Below are 16599 nucleotides of genomic sequence, written 5' to 3'. Positions count from 1 at the left end.
TCCGAATACACTTCGCTTTCCGCGGGCGGCTGAAGAGACTCCTCGTGCTATCGCATTGCGGGGTCTCACCTAGCCCTATCCTCCCGCAGGAGTCTTCGTGTATTCGGATCACTCTGTGTATCAAAAAAATAAAAATACTTAACTCACCACAATTAATCTAAAACGGGTTAAATGGTAGTTTGAAGCCTTTTCCTTTTTTGCCTTTTTGCATGTTTGTCATTTGTTTCATCATTTTTTTCATTTCATCAAACTGCTTTAATAAACGGTTAACCTGAGAAACCGATGTCCCGGATCCTTTTGCGATTCTTTTTTTACGACTAGCATTCATAATTGACGGATCATTTCGCTCTTGTTTTGTCATAGACTGGATTATTGCCTCCACATGAGCTAATTGTTTTTCGTCTACCTGAACATTTTTAAGTCCCTTCATCTTATTAGCCCCGGGTATCATTGCTAATAAATCATCCAGTGGCCCCATTTTCTTTACTTGACTCATCTGTTCTAGAAAATCGTCAAAAGTAAAGGACATTGTACGCATTTTTTCCTCTAAAGCTTTCGCTTGTTTTTCATCAACTGTTGCTTGAGCTTTTTCAATGAGAGTTAGAACGTCACCCATTCCTAAAATACGTGAAGCCATCCGCTCTGGATGAAATGGTTCTAATTGATCTAACTTCTCACCCATACCTGCAAACTTAATGGACTTACCTGTTACAGCTTTAATTGATAATGCAGCACCACCACGAGTATCCCCGTCAAGCTTAGTTAAAACAACCCCTGTAATATCAAGTAGCTCATTAAAGCTTTCTGCTACATTAACTGCATCCTGTCCTGTCATAGCATCTACAACAAGGAAAATTTCATCTGGTTGAACGGTAGCTTTTATTTGCTCTAGCTCTTCCATTAAATCCGTATCAATATGAAGTCTACCAGCTGTGTCGATTAACACATAATCGTGATGATCTTCCTTCGCCTTCTCCATTGCTTTTTTTGCAATATCGACAGGGTTTGCTTCTGTTCCCATAGAGAAAACAGGCATATCCAACTGTGATCCTAATGTTTCTAACTGCTTGATTGCGGCAGGACGATATACGTCACAGGCAACAAGTAAAGGCGAGCGATTATGTTTTTTCCTAAGCAAATTAGCAAGCTTACCGGTAGTTGTTGTCTTCCCAGCACCTTGAAGTCCTACCATCATAATAACTGTTGGTGGCCTATCACTTACTGCAATTTTACTCTGTTCCCCACCCATAAGCTCTGTTAATTCTTCTTTTACCACTTTAATAACCTGTTGACCTGGAGTAAGACTTTCCATTACCTCTTGGCCAACTGCACGTTCCTTTATTCGGCCAATTAATTCCTTCACTACTTTGAAATTAACATCTGCCTCTAGTAACGCTAACCGAATCTCTCGGGTCATTTCCTTTACATCTTGCTCTGAAACTTTACCTCTTCCTGTGATCTTCTTAATCGTATTTTGCAGGCGGTCGGCTAATCCTTCAAATGCCATAGAAGGTATCCCCCTAATCTAATTCTTTTAATTGATTCATATAGTTTATCAACGATTCGTCACCGATTGCAGTGACTCTTTCGTCTAGCTTTTGAATAATCTTCAATCGCTCCATAAATTTTTCATATAAATGTAGTTTTTCCTCATAGGATTCAAGCATTGCTTCTGTACGCTTAATATTATCATATACTGCTTGTCTGGAAACATTTGCTTCCTCTGATATTTCACCCAATGAGTAGTCCTCTAGATAGTACATTTCCATATAGCTTCGTTGCTTGGGTGTTAATAATGCTTGATAAAAATCTAATAAATAATTTATTCTTGTTGTTTTTTCTAGCATTCCTCTACACCCCTTGTTAAGTGAAAGTCCTTTACAAATTATGATAACGGACGATGACTGGTTTTGCAAGTAGAAGTACTGATAAAACTGGCATCCGAATATAATTGCGGATGCCAAAAAGTAATTGTCATTTTAACGATTTTACTGTTCTAATTCAGCAGCGTCTTCAATCATGTCTGCAAAGAGTCCATATACAAAGGCATTTGCATCAAATGTTTGCAGATCCTCTGATTTTTCACCTAAACCAACAAATTTAACTGGTATGTTTAGCTCGTTTCGTATTGCTAAAACAATACCACCCTTAGCAGTTCCATCTAGTTTAGTTAAGACAATACCTGATACATTCGTAGCTTTAGAGAAGGTTTTTGCCTGAGTTAATGCGTTTTGGCCAGTTGTTGCATCTAGAACTAGTAAGACCTCGTGTGGAGCACCTGGAATTTCTCGTTCAATAACTCGCTTAACTTTTTCCAATTCATTCATCAAGTTAACTTTATTCTGCAATCTTCCAGCAGTGTCACATAGTAACACATCTACATTACGAGATTTAGCTGCCTTAATAGCGTCGAAAATAACTGCTGCTGGATCACTACCTTCATTTTGTTTGATTACTTCGACACCCGCACGCTCGCCCCATACTTCTAGTTGCTCAATAGCACCTGCTCGGAACGTATCCCCGGCAGCTAGCATAACCGTCTTACCTTCACCTTTCAATCGATGTGCAAGCTTTCCAATTGTCGTAGTTTTTCCAACACCATTTACACCGACAACCAATATGACACTTAAACCGTTCTCTAGGAGATGTAACGTTTCAATCGCTTCATTGTCATCTCCATAATAAATATCTACTAGTTTTTCAGAGATTACTTCTCTCACTTCTTTGGTATCTTTAATATTTCGACGCTGTACCTCGAACCTCAGCTCATCTATTAATTCCATTACCGTTGTAACACCAACATCAGCGGAAATTAAAACCTCCTCGAGTTCCTCGAAAAAGTCTTCATCAACTTTTCGATAACGTGCAATTAAATCATTTATTCGACCAGAAAATGATTTCCGCGTTTTCTCCATACCTTCCTTATATTTTGTTGAAACCTCTTCTTGATTATCTTGCTTAAATTTATTTTTAAGTTTTTGTAAAAAACTCATTGCTTAACACTCCTTTCTAAGATCGCATTAACTCTTTCGTTTCTTCTAAACGGACTGAAACTAACCTGGATACCCCTGACTCTTGCATTGTTACACCATATAATACGTCAGCATTTTCCATTGTTCCCTGACGATGTGTGATCACGATAAATTGTGTGTTTTCACTATATTGTTTTACATACTTTGCAAATCGAACAACATTTGCCTCATCTAATGCGGCCTCAACCTCATCAAGAACACAGAAAGGCACTGGTCGAACCCTTAAAATGGCAAAGAGTAATGCAATAGCTGTCAAAGCTCTTTCACCACCTGATAAAAGGCCTAAATTTTGTAGCTTTTTACCAGGAGGCTGTGCAATGATGTCTACTCCTGTTTCCAGTATGTTACTTGGATCTGTTAGTTTTAGCTCTGCATGACCACCACCAAATAATTCTTTAAATACAATCGCAAATTCCTCTTTTATTTGCGAGAAGGTCGAGCTAAATAAATGCTCCATTTCCTCATCCATTTCTTTAATAGCAGAAAAGAGAGTTTGCTTTGCTTGAACTAGGTCATCACGCTGTTCCGATAAGAATGTATAGCGTTCCGAAATTCGTTCATACTCATCAATTGCTCCAAGATTTACATTTCCTAGTCGTTCTATTTTTAGTTTAATTGCTTTTACTTCATTCTTTGCTTCCTCGATATTTTCAACCTTATCATAATCCTGCTTAGCTTTTTCAAAGGTGATAATATATTCCGTTTGAAGTACTGTTAAACGATTTTCAAGCTCTACATCTATTCGATTCGCTTTTACTTCTCTTTTCTGTAGCTTTTCCAATAATGCTTGATGGTTTTTATTTTCTTCCTTCAATTCTCTCTCATCATCCTGAAGTCTTTTCGTACGTTCCATCCTATCAGATCGCAGTTCCTGAATGCTTTCGGTAATTGTTGTTTTTTCATTGCTTTTCTCCATTACCTTCTCGCTGATTTCCTCTTCAGTCTCATGAGATTCGGATAATTGTACTAGCTCGTCAAGTTCATTCTCTAAAGTGCGTTGACGCTGTTTTATTTCATTCAGTTGTTCCTGCAGCTTACTTTGATTTTCCTGTTGGTATTTTACACGCTCTTCTTGCTCTGCAAGCTGTACTTGATACTTATGATAATCCTGCTGTAGTAGATCTTGATTTTCTTTAAATTCAACCTCTTCTTTTGCTAACAGGTCAATTTGAGCGTTTAGCTTTTGTAACTGTTCCTCAATTTGATTTAATTCATCATTTAGTTGACTGTCTCTATCTTCTAAAGTTCTCATATCAAGATGATATTGTTCTTTATCTTGATCATAGATAGAAAGACTATCCTTTAAGGATGCTAGTTTTAATTCTAGTTCTTTATGGGCGGCTCTTGCTTCTTGGAGCTGGAATTGGTCGTCTGATAACGTGTCCTCTAGATTCTGAAGTGCTACCTCCAGTTCTGCTATTTTGTGTTTCTGCACGTGAACCTGCTTCTCAAAATCAACTGCTTTCGCTTCGTAATCTGCTAATTTTTCAGTCAGCTCAGCTAGATCCTTTTCTCTAGTGAACAAGGATTGATTGGTCTTTTTCTGTGCACCACCTGACATGGATCCCCCCGGGTGTACAACATCACCATCTAAGGTAACGACACGATACCTTCTCAAGGTAATTCGCGCAATTTCATTGGCATCCTTTAACGTTTTTGCAATAACCACATGCCCCATTAAATGGTCGACCGACTTTTGAAAAGCACTATTGGTATTTGCAAGTTTCCCAGCTATACCTACATATCCGGGATGTGATTCTATTTGTGACAATACATCACTTGGGATAAATCTTGGCTGTATTGATCCTAATGGTAGAAATGTTGCTCTACCTCCATTTGTTTTTTTCAACCAATTAATTGCTTGTCTTGCTGCCTCATCGTTCTCTACAACGATATGCTGAGCTTGTCCACCAAGAACTGTTTCTATTGCTGTTATGTATTCTTTAGGTACATCGATTAATTCAATAACAGCACCATGAATGGAAGATAGTTTCCCTTCGTCTCGAGCTCTTAAGACAGCTTTAACTCCTTGAAAGAATCCTTGAAAGTCCTCCTTCATCTCTTCTAGCATTTCTTTTTTCGATTTAAGTTTTTCTATCAATTGATAGCCTTGGAATAGCTTTGTCTGTGATTCCTGATATTGTTTACGTCGCTTCTCGATATCCAGTTTTAAATTCCTGATGGACTCATCCTTCTCCCGATAATTAGCCTCAATCGTTTGAAGAGTCTTGGTAGCTTCATCAAGGTTTTTTGTATAAATTTCTCTTTGCTTCAGCAAATCATGGAACTTTTCTTCTTGGATATCTTTTTTGCCAGTAATTTGTTGTAGTTGTTGTGCGATAGACTGCTTTTCATTTCGTTTTGCTGCCTGTTGGTTCAAGAACTCAATATATTCAGATTTTAGATCCTCAATTTGCTCTGCTAAGCTTTCTTTATCTGTGGTCAGTTTTCGCCTTAACTCTTCCACAACATATTTCGTTTTTTGCCTGGTCTCTATTAATGATTGTAATTTAATCTCTTCTTCTTTAAGTTCGGATTCTAAGATGAAAATCCTGCGCTCAGCTTCTTCTTTATCTGCTACAAGCTTTTCTTTATTTTCAGTATAATGCTTTGTTCGTTCATGAAAAACCTGTTTCTTTCCCTCATATTGTTCCAGCTGCTGTGTAGTGATTAGCAGACGTTCCTGTAATTCATTAATTTTATCATCGATTCGATCAATTTCCTGTCTCTCACTAGTAAGAGCTGCTTCCTTCTTCTGAATACCAGTCTTCAATTCGATTTCTGCCATTTTTTCAGATTCTATTTCTTTTAATATAGCTTGCCATTCATCATGCAAGAGTTCAATTTCTGTGATCAGTAAGGAAATTTCATGGTTTTTTAATAACTCTTTTTGGTGTAAATATTCTTTTGCTGTTTCAGCCTGGGCTTTTAAAGGTTCCAATTGACTTTCAATTTCATAAATAATATCTTCTACACGATTTAAATTCTCTTGTGTTTCTGCCAGCTTATATTCCGCTTTTTTCTTTCGCTGTTTATATTTAAGTACGCCTGCCGCTTCCTCAAAAATGGTTCTTCGTTCTTCTGCTTTGGAGCTAAGGATTTCCTCAACTTTACCTTGACTTATGATAGAAAATGCTTCTTTTCCAAGTCCAGAATCTAAGAATAAATCGACAATATCTTTTAACCGACAAGACTGTTTATTAATATAAAACTCACTATCACCAGAACGATAAACTCTTCTTGTTACACTTACCTCATCAAAATCTAGTGGCAATGCATGATCGCTATTATCAAGGACAAGTGTTACTTCGGCAACATTTAGTGGTTTTCTAGTATCACTTCCTTGAAAAATAATATCCTCCATTTTGGATCCACGTAACGATTTTGCTGATTGTTCCCCCAATACCCAGCGCATCGCATCTGTAATATTACTCTTACCACTTCCGTTAGGGCCTACAACCGCTGTAACACCGGGAACAAATTCAACATTTATTCGTTCTGCAAAGGATTTAAACCCAACAGATTCTAATCGCTTTAAATACATAGACATTCTCCTATAGGAAAAAAAATCTTTATTCAGATTTAGTTTCCTTTTCTCTTTTTATACTCGAATTATATAAATTTCTATATTAAACAGTTATAGATTGGCTTTTTAACGCATTTATTTTATCATAATCGTAGACACAAAAGAAGTGTGTCCCTGTTTTTTACTCTATTAAACGTATAAAGAGGTGTATTATGGACTTAGAAAATCCTTCCATGGAAAATTTAACATATATATTGGAAGACATGGCTAAACGATTATCCGTTGTTAATCGTAGCCTATTAAACCCTAATGACTATGATCTTTCAAAATATGAAGATATCAAATTTATGTATGACGTTATTATACAAAAAGGGAGCTTATCTGCTTTCGAAACTCAAGCATTCATTGAGGAATTACGTCATGTTCGAAAATAATTGTAATAAATTAAGAAAGACTGCTGTTCACGATGAACACAGTCTTTCTTCGAATACCTTACGTATTTCTCCATTTATACACCTAATTTATCTAGTGCATCCTTAGCTGCTCGTTGTTCTGCCTCTTTTTTTGTCCTTCCAATTCCCGAACCATATAGCTTTTGATTAATTAAAAGCTCAGCAACGAATTCTTTATTATGAGAAGGCCCTTTTTCTTCTACTATTTGATATTCAATCGTTTGATTTTTGTCTTGTTGAATAATTTCCTGTAGCTTGCTTTTATAATCCATCCCATGCGAAAAAGCACCTGTGTCTATTTTAGGAAATACATGCTTTTCTAGAAAGTCTAACGCAATTTCATATCCTTGATCTAAATAAAGCGCACCCAGAAATGCCTCAAAAACGTCCGCTAGTAATGCAGGTCTGTTTCTTCCTCCAGTCATTTCCTCGCCTTTACCTAAAAGTATGTGACTTCCAAAATCTAGCCCACGTGCAAAAGATGCCAGTGAAGGTTCACAAACGATAGAAGCACGTAGTTTTGTCATTTCTCCTTCAGGCATTGTAGGATATTTTTGATAGAGGTATTGAGAAACCCCAAGCTCTAATACAGCATCTCCTAAAAATTCTAACCGTTCATTATCGGAATAGTTTAACTCACGATGCTCATTCACATAAGATGAATGGGTAAATGCCTGTTGAATTGTTTTGATACGTTTAAATTTAATATTTAACAAGGTCTCTAATTTCTCACGATTCATATAGACCAGTCACCTCTTGTTGTATGGAAAAGTCTCGCATGAACGCGAGACCTCTCTAGCTTCTTATATTATCCCTGTAAATTTTTTATGTAATTTACAGCATCACCAACAGTGTTAATTTTCTCTGCTTCTTCATCAGCAATTTCCATGTCAAATTCATCCTCGAGCTCCATTACAAGCTCAACAACATCTAATGAATCAGCCTCTAAATCATCTTTAAATGAAGCTTCCATCGTTACTTTTGATTCTTCAACATCTAATTTATCAACAATAATTTCTTTTACACGATCAAATACGTCTGCCATACTTCGTTCACCTCCCTTCAAAGGTAATTGTAGTTACATAACCATCCCACCGTCAATATGTATGGTTTGACCCGTAATATAACTTGCATCATCGGATGCTAAAAAGCGAATAACTTTAGCCACATCTTCTGGTTGTCCGAATCTTGCAAGAGGAATTAATTCAAGCATTCCAGATTTTTGTTCATCTGTTAATTCATCGGTCATGTCAGTAGAAATGAACCCTGGAGCGACTGCATTAACGATAATATTACGTGAAGCAAGCTCTTTTGCGGTTGTTTTAGTAAGACCTATAACTCCTGCTTTTGCTGCTACATAATTAGCCTGTCCTGGATTTCCACTTACTCCCACAATGGAAGCAACATTGATAATACGACCTGAACGCTGTTTCATCATTTGTCTTGTTACAGCTTTTGTACAAATGAAAACACCTTTAAGATTTGTATTTATAACTTGGTCAAATTCAGTTTCTTTCATTCTCATTAGTAAGTTGTCGCGAGTAATTCCAGCATTATTAACCAGTATATCAATACTTCCAAAGGTATCTATAGTAGTTTGCATTAATTCTTTCACTTGAGCTTCATTGGCAACATCTGCTTGTACCTTTATTGCTTGAACTCCCAATCCGATGATCTCTTCGACAACTTCTTGTGCCCTAGCTTCATTTCCAGCATAATTTACAACTACATTAGCGCCATTCTTCGCCAATTCTATGGCAATTGCCTTGCCAATCCCTCGTGAACCACCTGTCACGATAGCTGTCTTTTCAGTTAACATTATTCCTCCCCCTTATACCAGGTAATAAAATCTTGTAAGGAAGTTTCATCCTGAATCGTGAAAATAGTTGCTGTCTTATCAATTTTTTTCACTAAGCCGCTTAAGACCTTCCCGTTTCCAACTTCTACAAAAGCATCTACACCTTGAGCGATCATATTACGGACAGATTCCTCAAAACGGACCGGAGAATATAATTGCTTTAATAGTAATTCCTTAATTTCCTGGTGATTCGTTACAGGTTCTGCTGTTACATTAGCAAATACTGGTACATCAGCATCCTGTATTGTAACGCGATTTAAATATGTGGAGAAATCCTCATTAGCTGTCTTCATCAGTCTAGAGTGAAATGGACCACTAACATTTAATGGAAGCACCCGTTTAGCGCCCTTCTCCTTCAAAAGAGCTGTCGCCTTTTCTACTCCTTTTTGCGATCCAGAAATAACAATTTGTCCAGGACAATTTAAATTGGCAATATCAACTACCTCATCTGTAATTGTCCCAATTACTTCTTCGATAGCTTCTACCGTTAACCCCAAAACTGCTGCCATGGTACCTTGTCCCTTTGGAAAAGCACGTTCCATTAGTCTACCTCGTGTTGCGACTAAAGGTAATGCTTCTTCAAGCGAAATTGCGCCAGCTGCTACCAATGCACTATACTCTCCTAAGCTATGACCAACAACCATATTTGGCTCTATATTTGCTTCTTTTAATAAGCTAAATAATGCAATACTTGATAGTAATAATGCTGGTTGTGCATTTTCTGTTTCAGTAAGCTCCTCAGTAGGCCCTTCAAACATTATTTGCTTCAAATCTTTTCCTATTGCTTCATTTGCTCTAACATACATTTCTTGAATACTAGGAAAGGAATCGTGGATCTCCTTCCCCATACCTACGGACTGTGAGCCCTGGCCCGGAAACATAAATGCCATTTTTCTCATTCATTATCCCCCTCATTCGCTTGCATAGCCTCAACAGTATCTTTAATCGTTTCGGTTACATGATTTTCTACCATATTACATGTTTGTTTAATCGCACTGTAGATTGCTCTACGATTAGAAGAACCATGTGCCTTAATTACCGGAGCTGCTAACCCGAATAGTGCTGCCCCACCATACTCTGAGTAATCTAATTTATTTTTTAATCCCTTCAAATCACCTTTTAACATTCCTGCAGCAATCTTCGTTTTAAAAGATGACATAAAGGTTTCTTTGATCATGGAAAATAATGCCGATGCTGTACCTTCAATAGTTTTTAAGGCAACATTACCACTAAAACCATCGGTCACAACGACATCTGCTACACCTTCTAGTAAATCTCTAGCTTCTACATTTCCTATAAAATTAATAGGCGCTTTTTTCATTAACTCAAATGCCTTTTTCGTCAAATCATTTCCTTTACCATCTTCTGTTCCAACATTTAGTAACCCAACTTTAGGGTTATTAATCGAACGTACTTTTTCTGCATATACAGAACCCATGATGGCATATTGCAGTAAATGTGAAGGCTTTGCCTCGACATTTGCCCCTACATCTAACATCAGGAAGCCCTTGCCATCTAATGTAGGAAGAGTTGGTGATAATGCAGGTCGGTCAATGCCTGGAATACGTCCAACAACAAATAAACCCGCACTCATGAGCGCACCAGTATTTCCAGCTGAAATACATGCATCTGCTCTATTCTCCTTTACTTCAACCGCCATTTTAACAAGGGAAGAATTCTTCTTCTTTCTAACAGCCCGAACAGGTTCATCATCACCTGTTATTACTTCATCTGCATGAATAATTTCGATTCGCTCTGCGTTAGTTAAGAATTGCTTAATCTCATCCTCATGTCCAACTAATGTTATATGTAAATTGGGAATTTCCCTTACAGCATCCATCGCACCAAGTACAATCTCTTTCGGTGCATGGTCGCCCCCCATGGCATCTATTGCAATCTTCATTTTGATTCTCCTCTTTTCTCAGTTGACCGATACATATGAAATTCTCCAGTAAAAACCAGTTCACTGTCTACATAACTATCAACTTTAACAACGGTAAGACCTTTTTCATTTACTCCGTGCACAAATGCCTTTGCCACTACTCGCTCACCTTGATGTACCTGCCGTTTAAAATTCAGTTCAGATTTCGTTGTCAGTGCTAATTCGTCATTAATGACTGCAACAGCGAGAGAGTTAGCTTGTGCAAATAAATGATGTCCTCTTGCAATATTATTTCTTGTAAAAACATGTTCCTTACCAATATCTAAAATGGAAATCGCACGTTTATCTAATTCTAAATCAATTATTTCCCCAATAACGTCTTCAAGTGGTAATGACCGGACGGTTTCATTCCATTGGTTCTTAGCGACTGTTTTTATTCGTTCACGCAACTCTGGGATCGCCAATTCCATACGGTCTAATCGAATAGTTTGTATACTGACATCAAACTTTTTCGCTAAATCTTCATCAGTAATGAACGGGGTTTCTTCTATTGTTTCCTGTAAACGCTCTTGCCTCTTTACCTTTGGTAATCTCACTTAAAGCACCATCCATCTATTTTTATTCGTCATGATAATACATGCTACTATTATGACTTGGTACTAATAGTAATATATACGAACAATCATAAATTTGCAAGCGAGATTAGTCCAGCTTCGTATCGAATACCCCTTCATTTTCTAGTAGAATTCGTAAATTATTATAATCCGGGTCCTTGTCCAACAGATCAAATTCAATAATTTCCTGAGCATCATTTCGTGCGATCTCCAGCGCTCGGTAATCATGAATCATATCAGCAACCTTGAAGTCTGGTAATCCACTCTGCTTTGTTCCAAAAAAGTCACCAGGGCCACGTAATTTTAAATCCTGCTCCGAAAGTTCAAATCCATCATTCGTTTCCGTCATAATCCGCATTCTTTCTTTACCTGTATCTCCTTTTGGGTCGGCAATTAAAATACAATAACTTTGTTTATCACCACGCCCCACCCTTCCACGAAGCTGATGAAGCTGTGATAACCCAAATCGTTCGGCATCATAAATTACCATAATAGTGGCATTTGGTACATTGACGCCTACCTCTACTACGGTAGTTGATACTAGGACCTGTATCCGATTAGCTGCAAAATCTTTCATTACTTCTTCCTTTTCATCTGCACGTAACCGCCCATGCATTAATCCAACCCGAACTTGTGGCGGATAAAAATCTACTAATTCTTGATACAAATCAACGGCATTTTGAATGTCAAGTTTATCGGATTCTTCAATAAGTGGACAAATGATGTATGCCTGTTCACCATTATCTACACGTTTTTGAATAAAACCAAGTACCCGATCAAATGTATTTGCCTTGGTCCAGTATGTTTCAATTTCTTTCCTTCTTGCAGGCATTTCATTTATGACTGATACATCCATATCACCAAATGCTGTAATAGCAAGTGTTCTTGGTATTGGTGTTGCCGTCATGAATAATACATCAGGATGAAGGCCCTTATTACTTAAGGCACGTCTTTGTTCTACTCCAAAGCGGTGCTGTTCATCTACGATAACTAACCCTAAATCATCAAAAAACACATCCTCCTGAATTAATGCATGTGTCCCGACAAGAATCTGAACTCGATGCTTCTCCACTTCAGAAAGTATTTCTTTACGCCGTTTTCCTTTGATAGATCCAGTTAACAGTTCAATTCTAGCTCTTTCACCAAAAAGCTTCTGCAATGACTCAAAATGTTGTTCTGCAAGTATTTCCGTTGGAACCATTAACGCCCCCTGCTTATTTGCCGTAATAGCTGCATAAAGGGAAATTGCAGCAACAGCAGTTTTCCCAGAGCCTACATCACCCTGTAGTAACCGATTCATTCGGTATGGCGATTTCATATCCGTTAATATTTGCTGTAATGACTTATGCTGTGCATTCGTTAATGAAAATGGGAATGAATCAATAAAATCTTGAAGTTTCAATGGGTCATAGCTCTGGGAATTTCCAACAGAAGCTTCCCGTCTTCTTTTTCGTAACACCTGCATTTTCAATTGAAAGAGCAATAGCTCCTCATAAGTAAGCCTTCTCCTAGCATGCTTTAAGGAGAGCCGACTTTCTGGAAAATGCATCGTTTTGATAGCAGCTTTGCGGCTCGGAATCTTATAAGCCTGAAGCATATCATCTGGTAATATTTCAATAATTTGATCAGCATATTCGTTAATTGCTTGTTCAATAGCTTTTCTAAGTTTATAACTCGTGACATTTCCTTTTACAGAATATATGGGATGAATCTTTGTTTCTTTCTCTAATGAACCTTTTGCATAATTACTTACCGTAATTTGCAATCGATGTGCATCCCACTTACCAGTTAACGTTACTGTATCCCCTACTTGAATTTGCTTCTTTGCAAAAGCTCTATTGAACATAACTGCCTTTACAGCAATATCTTCTACTTCAATTGTAAAACTAAGTCTTGATTTTTTTCTTCCATAAAAAGAAAGAGAAGGTGCACTTAGAACCCTTCCCTCAATGGTTACCTTATCCTCATGTACTAAATCACTTAGCGGTAATATTTCTAGCACATCATATCTTGAGGGGAAATAAAACAATAAGTCTTCCACTGTATAAATATTTAATGCCTGCAAATCCTCGGCAAATTTTTCCCCAACGCCTTTAATTTCTATTACAGAGTTACGTAACATAAGAAATCACTCTTTCTAAACTGACATACCAAAAATCTTTTCCTTTAAGAATCTACCTGTTGGTGTATCTGCTAAACCGCCTTCACCTGTTTCACGTAAAGAAGATGGCATTTGTTGTCCAATTCGATACATCGCGCCAATTACTTCATCACAAGGAATACGACTCTGAACACCAGCTAATGCCATATCAGCAGAAACTATTGCCAATGCTGACCCACCAGCATTCCGCTTCACACAAGGTACTTCAACAAGACCCGCAACAGGATCACATACGAGGCCAAGCATGTTTTTTAGCGTCATGGCAAACGCATCGGCTGATTGCTGTGGTGTGCCTCCTGCCATTTCTACTATAGCAGCAGAAGCCATTGCACCTGCAGATCCAACCTCGGCTTGGCAGCCACCTGCTGCACCAGAGATGAAAGCGTTATTTGCTACTACTAAACCAAAAGCACCTGCTGTAAACAAATAGCGAATCATTTGTTCACGGGTTGGATTTAATTGTTCTTTTACGGCAAACAATGTACCAGGTACACACCCTGCACTACCAGCTGTAGGAGTAGCGCAAATAACTCCCATTGCTGCATTTACTTCATTTGTACCCATTGCTTTACTAACCGCATCTAACATTAGTTGGCCAGATAATGGTTTTTTTTCTCGCATATATGTTTGAATTTTCACGGCGTCTCCACCTGTTAACCCAGTAACAGACTGGACTCCTTTTAAACTATCTTCAATTGCCTTTTCCATGACCTGGAGGTTTTTTTCCATTTCCACAAAAACTTCATCACGTGTCTTATTTTTAACATCCATTTCCTGCCGTATCATAACCTCTGATATGAGGATATCTTCTTTTTCTGCAATTTCTACCAATTCAGCAACAGTCCGAAACAATCTTATCCCTCCTAGCTAACAATCTTTGAAATTTGTATAATATGATCTGCTTCTTTTAATTCTAGTAATATCGTATCATCAACATTTTGATCGACTTCAATGACCATTAACGCTTCTTTCCCGATATCTTTACGATTTACTTCCATATGTCCAATATTAATCTCATGTTTGGCTAATATTTTCGTTACGGAAGCAATTGCTCCAAAACGGTCATTATGCATAATCAGAATTGCTGGATGATTGCCGGAAAGTCTAAGCTCAAAGCCATTTAATTCGATAATTTCAATCTTTCCTCCACCAATAGAAATACCGACTATTTCCAAGCTTTCTTTATCGTCACCAATAATTAATCGAACAGTATTAGGATGATCTGTCTTCGCACTATCCTCAATAAATTCGATAGCGATTCCCTTCTCATTTGCAGCATCTAACGCTTTACTCATTCGTGTATCGTCTGTTTCATAGCCCAGTAGTCCACCTACAAGAGCAAAATCAGTTCCATGACCTTGATAGGTTTTTGCAAATGATCCATATAAATGAATTTTTGCCCATTTTGGTTCTTTACCAAATAAACGACGAGCTGTTAATCCTATTCTTGCAGCACCTGCAGTATGAGAACTAGAAGGTCCTACCATAACAGGGCCAATAATATCGAATACGGAGTTATATTTCATAAATGCACCGCCTTTATCTCAAATGTGAAGCCTATTGTAAATTATAACAAAAACTATTATAATAATCATTCATGGATTGTAGAAATTTATAGTAAATGTTTCTATAGTCGGGTGGGAGAGGGATATAGTTAGTTTGAGGAGATTTACATGCCTTTATTTTCAAGAAATAATGGGGCATCCTTCAGAAATGAAATAATTGCAGGAGTGATTGGATATTTAACAACGGTTTATATCGTGGTTGTTAATGGGTCTATCCTTAGTGAAGCCGGTATCACGTTACAAGCAGGAATGATTGCTACCATTTTAGCTAGTTTTATAGGGACAGTCCTAATGGGTATTATCGGAAGATTACCGTTAATCCTCATACCAGGTATGGGAATTAATGCACTATTTGCATATTCTATTATTCAAGGAAATGGTTTAACCTTCCAAGAAGGACTCTTAGTAGTACTAATTGCATCGTTAATCTTTTTAGTTACTGCCTTTACGAAACTGGGAACTCTATTAAAAGAAGCAATTCCCGATTCGTTGAAGCATGCGATTAGTGTTGGTTTAGGATTTTTCTTAATCTTAATTGGACTAGAAAAAAGTGGACTGATTCACAATGGAACGAACACAATTATTGCAATTGGTGACTTCGGCTCACCTGCTATTCTTGTGAGTCTAATTACCCTTTTTATCGCGATATTTTTGTTTGTGAAAAATGTTCCTGCTAATTTTCTAATTACGATGGTAATTGGAACTATATTAGCTTCCTTGTTTGGTATTCTAGAGCCTAGAGGAAACACTATTGATATTAGTTCTACTTCTTTACTTTACGTACCATCATTTACCGCTATTAGTGACTTGTCATTTTGGCTTGCAGTTTTTCCTTTAGCAATGATACTGATTTTTGAAAATATGGGACTTATAAATGGACAGGTTACCATGTTAAATCGTGAAGAGTCGTACGGTGCTGGTTACCGTGCAACAGCAATTTCGACTTTAACCTGCGCATTCTTTGGGACATCCCCTACTGTATCCGCAGCGGAAAATGCAGCAGTGATTGCATCAAAAGGGAGGACTGGAATAACAGCTCTAGTTGCAAGTGGATTATTCCTAGCAACCATATTCATTATTCCATGGATCTCGATGATTCCTAATGCAGCGATTAGCCCGATATTAATTATCGTTGGTTTTATCATGGTACAAAATATCCGTCACATACCATTAGATAATTTATCTGAAGCTATACCAGCATTTCTAATTATTGTAATGATTCCATTTACGTACAGCATTGCAGATGGAATGGCATTTGGCTTTATTGCTTATCCTATCGTGAAGATTGCCTTAGGTAAAAAGAAGGATCTGTCAATGGCTATAATCATCATATCTTTCTTATTTATTTGCGATTTTGTATTGAAGATAACTGGAATATAAATAAAAAAAGATTCACCATTTGTCATGGTGAATCTTTTTTATTAATGCTTTTAAAACCACAGGCTCTGCCTGTGTGAAAATAAACCTTCTAGGGATGTAACAAAAGAATCTCCAATCGTATAATAGAGA

Annotated in this window: 15 protein-coding genes; 2 read left to right on the top strand and 13 right to left on the bottom strand. The window is 37.4% G+C overall.

What is annotated here, in order from left to right; all coding sequences use genetic code 11:
• Positions 1-157: 157 nt before the first annotated feature.
• From ffh to smc, 4 genes are all read right to left on the bottom strand, one after another.
• Positions 158-1507 (bottom strand): signal recognition particle protein, encoded by a 1350-nt coding sequence (gene ffh / locus HNR27_RS16120; RefSeq protein ID WP_212919614.1) that lies wholly within the window; start codon positions 1505-1507, stop codon positions 158-160.
• A gap of 13 nt (positions 1508-1520) precedes the next feature.
• Positions 1521-1847, bottom strand: coding sequence for a putative DNA-binding protein (locus HNR27_RS16115; protein ID WP_212919613.1), 327 nt, complete (start codon positions 1845-1847; stop codon positions 1521-1523).
• Positions 1848-1988: 141 nt separating this feature from the next.
• Positions 1989-2993: a signal recognition particle-docking protein FtsY gene (gene ftsY / locus HNR27_RS16110; RefSeq protein ID WP_429340507.1), complete on the bottom strand. Its 1005-nt coding sequence runs from the start codon at positions 2991-2993 to the stop codon at positions 1989-1991.
• Between the two features lie 16 nt (positions 2994-3009).
• Entirely contained in the window at positions 3010-6576 is a 3567-nt protein-coding gene (gene smc, locus HNR27_RS16105; protein ID WP_429340506.1) for a chromosome segregation protein SMC, read from the bottom strand.
• Positions 6577-6770: 194 nt separating this feature from the next.
• On the opposite strand from smc, the gene HNR27_RS16100 reads away from it, so the two are divergent.
• Entirely contained in the window at positions 6771-6992 is a 222-nt protein-coding gene (locus HNR27_RS16100) for a DUF1128 domain-containing protein (RefSeq protein WP_429340505.1), read from the top strand.
• Between the two features lie 74 nt (positions 6993-7066).
• On the opposite strand, the gene rnc is transcribed toward HNR27_RS16100, so the two are convergent.
• The 9 genes from rnc to sdaAB all read right to left on the bottom strand — a co-directional run bounded on the left by rnc (position 7067) and on the right by sdaAB (position 15051).
• Positions 7067-7750, bottom strand: a complete 684-nt coding sequence (rnc, locus tag HNR27_RS16095) for a ribonuclease III (protein WP_429340504.1) — start codon at positions 7748-7750, stop codon at positions 7067-7069.
• Positions 7751-7818: 68 nt separating this feature from the next.
• Positions 7819-8055, bottom strand: a complete 237-nt coding sequence (acpP, locus tag HNR27_RS16090; RefSeq protein WP_010093481.1) for an acyl carrier protein — start codon at positions 8053-8055, stop codon at positions 7819-7821.
• Positions 8056-8088: 33 nt separating this feature from the next.
• The gene (fabG, locus tag HNR27_RS16085) at positions 8089-8829 is read right to left on the bottom strand and encodes a 3-oxoacyl-[acyl-carrier-protein] reductase (RefSeq protein ID WP_429340503.1); all 741 of its coding nucleotides are present in this window, start codon (positions 8827-8829) and stop codon (positions 8089-8091) included.
• Positions 8829-9767 carry an ACP S-malonyltransferase gene (gene fabD / locus HNR27_RS16080; protein ID WP_429340502.1) on the bottom strand — a complete coding sequence of 313 codons (939 nt, stop codon included), beginning with the start codon at positions 9765-9767 and terminating at the stop codon, positions 8829-8831. Before fabD ends, fabG begins: the two co-directional genes overlap by 1 nt.
• Positions 9764-10771, bottom strand: a complete 1008-nt coding sequence (plsX, locus tag HNR27_RS16075; RefSeq protein ID WP_429340501.1) for a phosphate acyltransferase PlsX — start codon at positions 10769-10771, stop codon at positions 9764-9766. The genes fabD and plsX overlap by 4 nt, the downstream gene beginning before the upstream one ends.
• Positions 10768-11346: a transcription factor FapR gene (gene fapR / locus HNR27_RS16070; protein WP_212919605.1), complete on the bottom strand. Its 579-nt coding sequence runs from the start codon at positions 11344-11346 to the stop codon at positions 10768-10770. Before fapR ends, plsX begins: the two co-directional genes overlap by 4 nt.
• Before the next feature lie 106 nt (positions 11347-11452).
• Entirely contained in the window at positions 11453-13486 is a 2034-nt protein-coding gene (recG, locus tag HNR27_RS16065; protein WP_429340500.1) for an ATP-dependent DNA helicase RecG, read from the bottom strand.
• A 15-nt stretch (positions 13487-13501) separates the two neighbouring features.
• On the bottom strand, positions 13502-14377 hold the full coding sequence (sdaAA, locus tag HNR27_RS16060) for an L-serine ammonia-lyase, iron-sulfur-dependent, subunit alpha (RefSeq protein WP_429340499.1): 876 nt from the start codon (positions 14375-14377) through the stop codon (positions 13502-13504).
• 11 nt (positions 14378-14388) lie between these two features.
• Entirely contained in the window at positions 14389-15051 is a 663-nt protein-coding gene (gene sdaAB, locus HNR27_RS16055; RefSeq protein ID WP_429340498.1) for an L-serine ammonia-lyase, iron-sulfur-dependent subunit beta, read from the bottom strand.
• A gap of 147 nt (positions 15052-15198) precedes the next feature.
• Here sdaAB and HNR27_RS16050 point away from each other — a divergent pair, with 147 nt between their 5' ends.
• A complete protein-coding gene (locus HNR27_RS16050) occupies positions 15199-16470 on the top strand; it encodes an NCS2 family permease (protein ID WP_212919601.1) in 1272 nt (423 codons plus the stop codon).
• Positions 16471-16599 lie beyond the last annotated feature (129 nt).

Source organism: Ornithinibacillus bavariensis (genome assembly GCF_050433565.1).
Classification (GTDB): domain Bacteria; phylum Bacillota; class Bacilli; order Bacillales; family Amphibacillaceae; genus Ornithinibacillus; species Ornithinibacillus bavariensis.
This window is presented reverse-complemented; position numbering and strand designations above follow the sequence as displayed.

Bases quoted from the DNA above. Each gene is read 5' to 3' on its own strand.
- ffh (WP_212919614.1), bottom strand. From the start codon at position 1,507: ATGGCATTTGAAGGATTAGCCGACCGCCTGCAAAATACGATTAAGAAG.
- HNR27_RS16115 (WP_212919613.1), bottom strand. From the start codon at position 1,847: ATGCTAGAAAAAACAACAAGAATAAATTATTTATTAGATTTTTATCAA.
- ftsY (WP_429340507.1), bottom strand. From the start codon at position 2,993: ATGAGTTTTTTACAAAAACTTAAAAATAAATTTAAGCAAGATAATCAA.
- smc (WP_429340506.1), bottom strand. From the start codon at position 6,576: ATGTATTTAAAGCGATTAGAATCTGTTGGGTTTAAATCCTTTGCAGAA.
- HNR27_RS16100 (WP_429340505.1), top strand. From the start codon at position 6,771: ATGGACTTAGAAAATCCTTCCATGGAAAATTTAACATATATATTGGAA.
- rnc (WP_429340504.1), bottom strand. From the start codon at position 7,750: ATGAATCGTGAGAAATTAGAGACCTTGTTAAATATTAAATTTAAACGT.
- acpP (WP_010093481.1), bottom strand. From the start codon at position 8,055: ATGGCAGACGTATTTGATCGTGTAAAAGAAATTATTGTTGATAAATTA.
- fabG (WP_429340503.1), bottom strand. From the start codon at position 8,829: ATGTTAACTGAAAAGACAGCTATCGTGACAGGTGGTTCACGAGGGATT.
- fabD (WP_429340502.1), bottom strand. From the start codon at position 9,767: ATGAGAAAAATGGCATTTATGTTTCCGGGCCAGGGCTCACAGTCCGTA.
- plsX (WP_429340501.1), bottom strand. From the start codon at position 10,771: ATGAAGATTGCAATAGATGCCATGGGGGGCGACCATGCACCGAAAGAG.
- recG (WP_429340500.1), bottom strand. From the start codon at position 13,486: ATGTTACGTAACTCTGTAATAGAAATTAAAGGCGTTGGGGAAAAATTT.
- sdaAB (WP_429340498.1), bottom strand. From the start codon at position 15,051: ATGAAATATAACTCCGTATTCGATATTATTGGCCCTGTTATGGTAGGA.
- HNR27_RS16050 (WP_212919601.1), top strand. From the start codon at position 15,199: ATGCCTTTATTTTCAAGAAATAATGGGGCATCCTTCAGAAATGAAATA.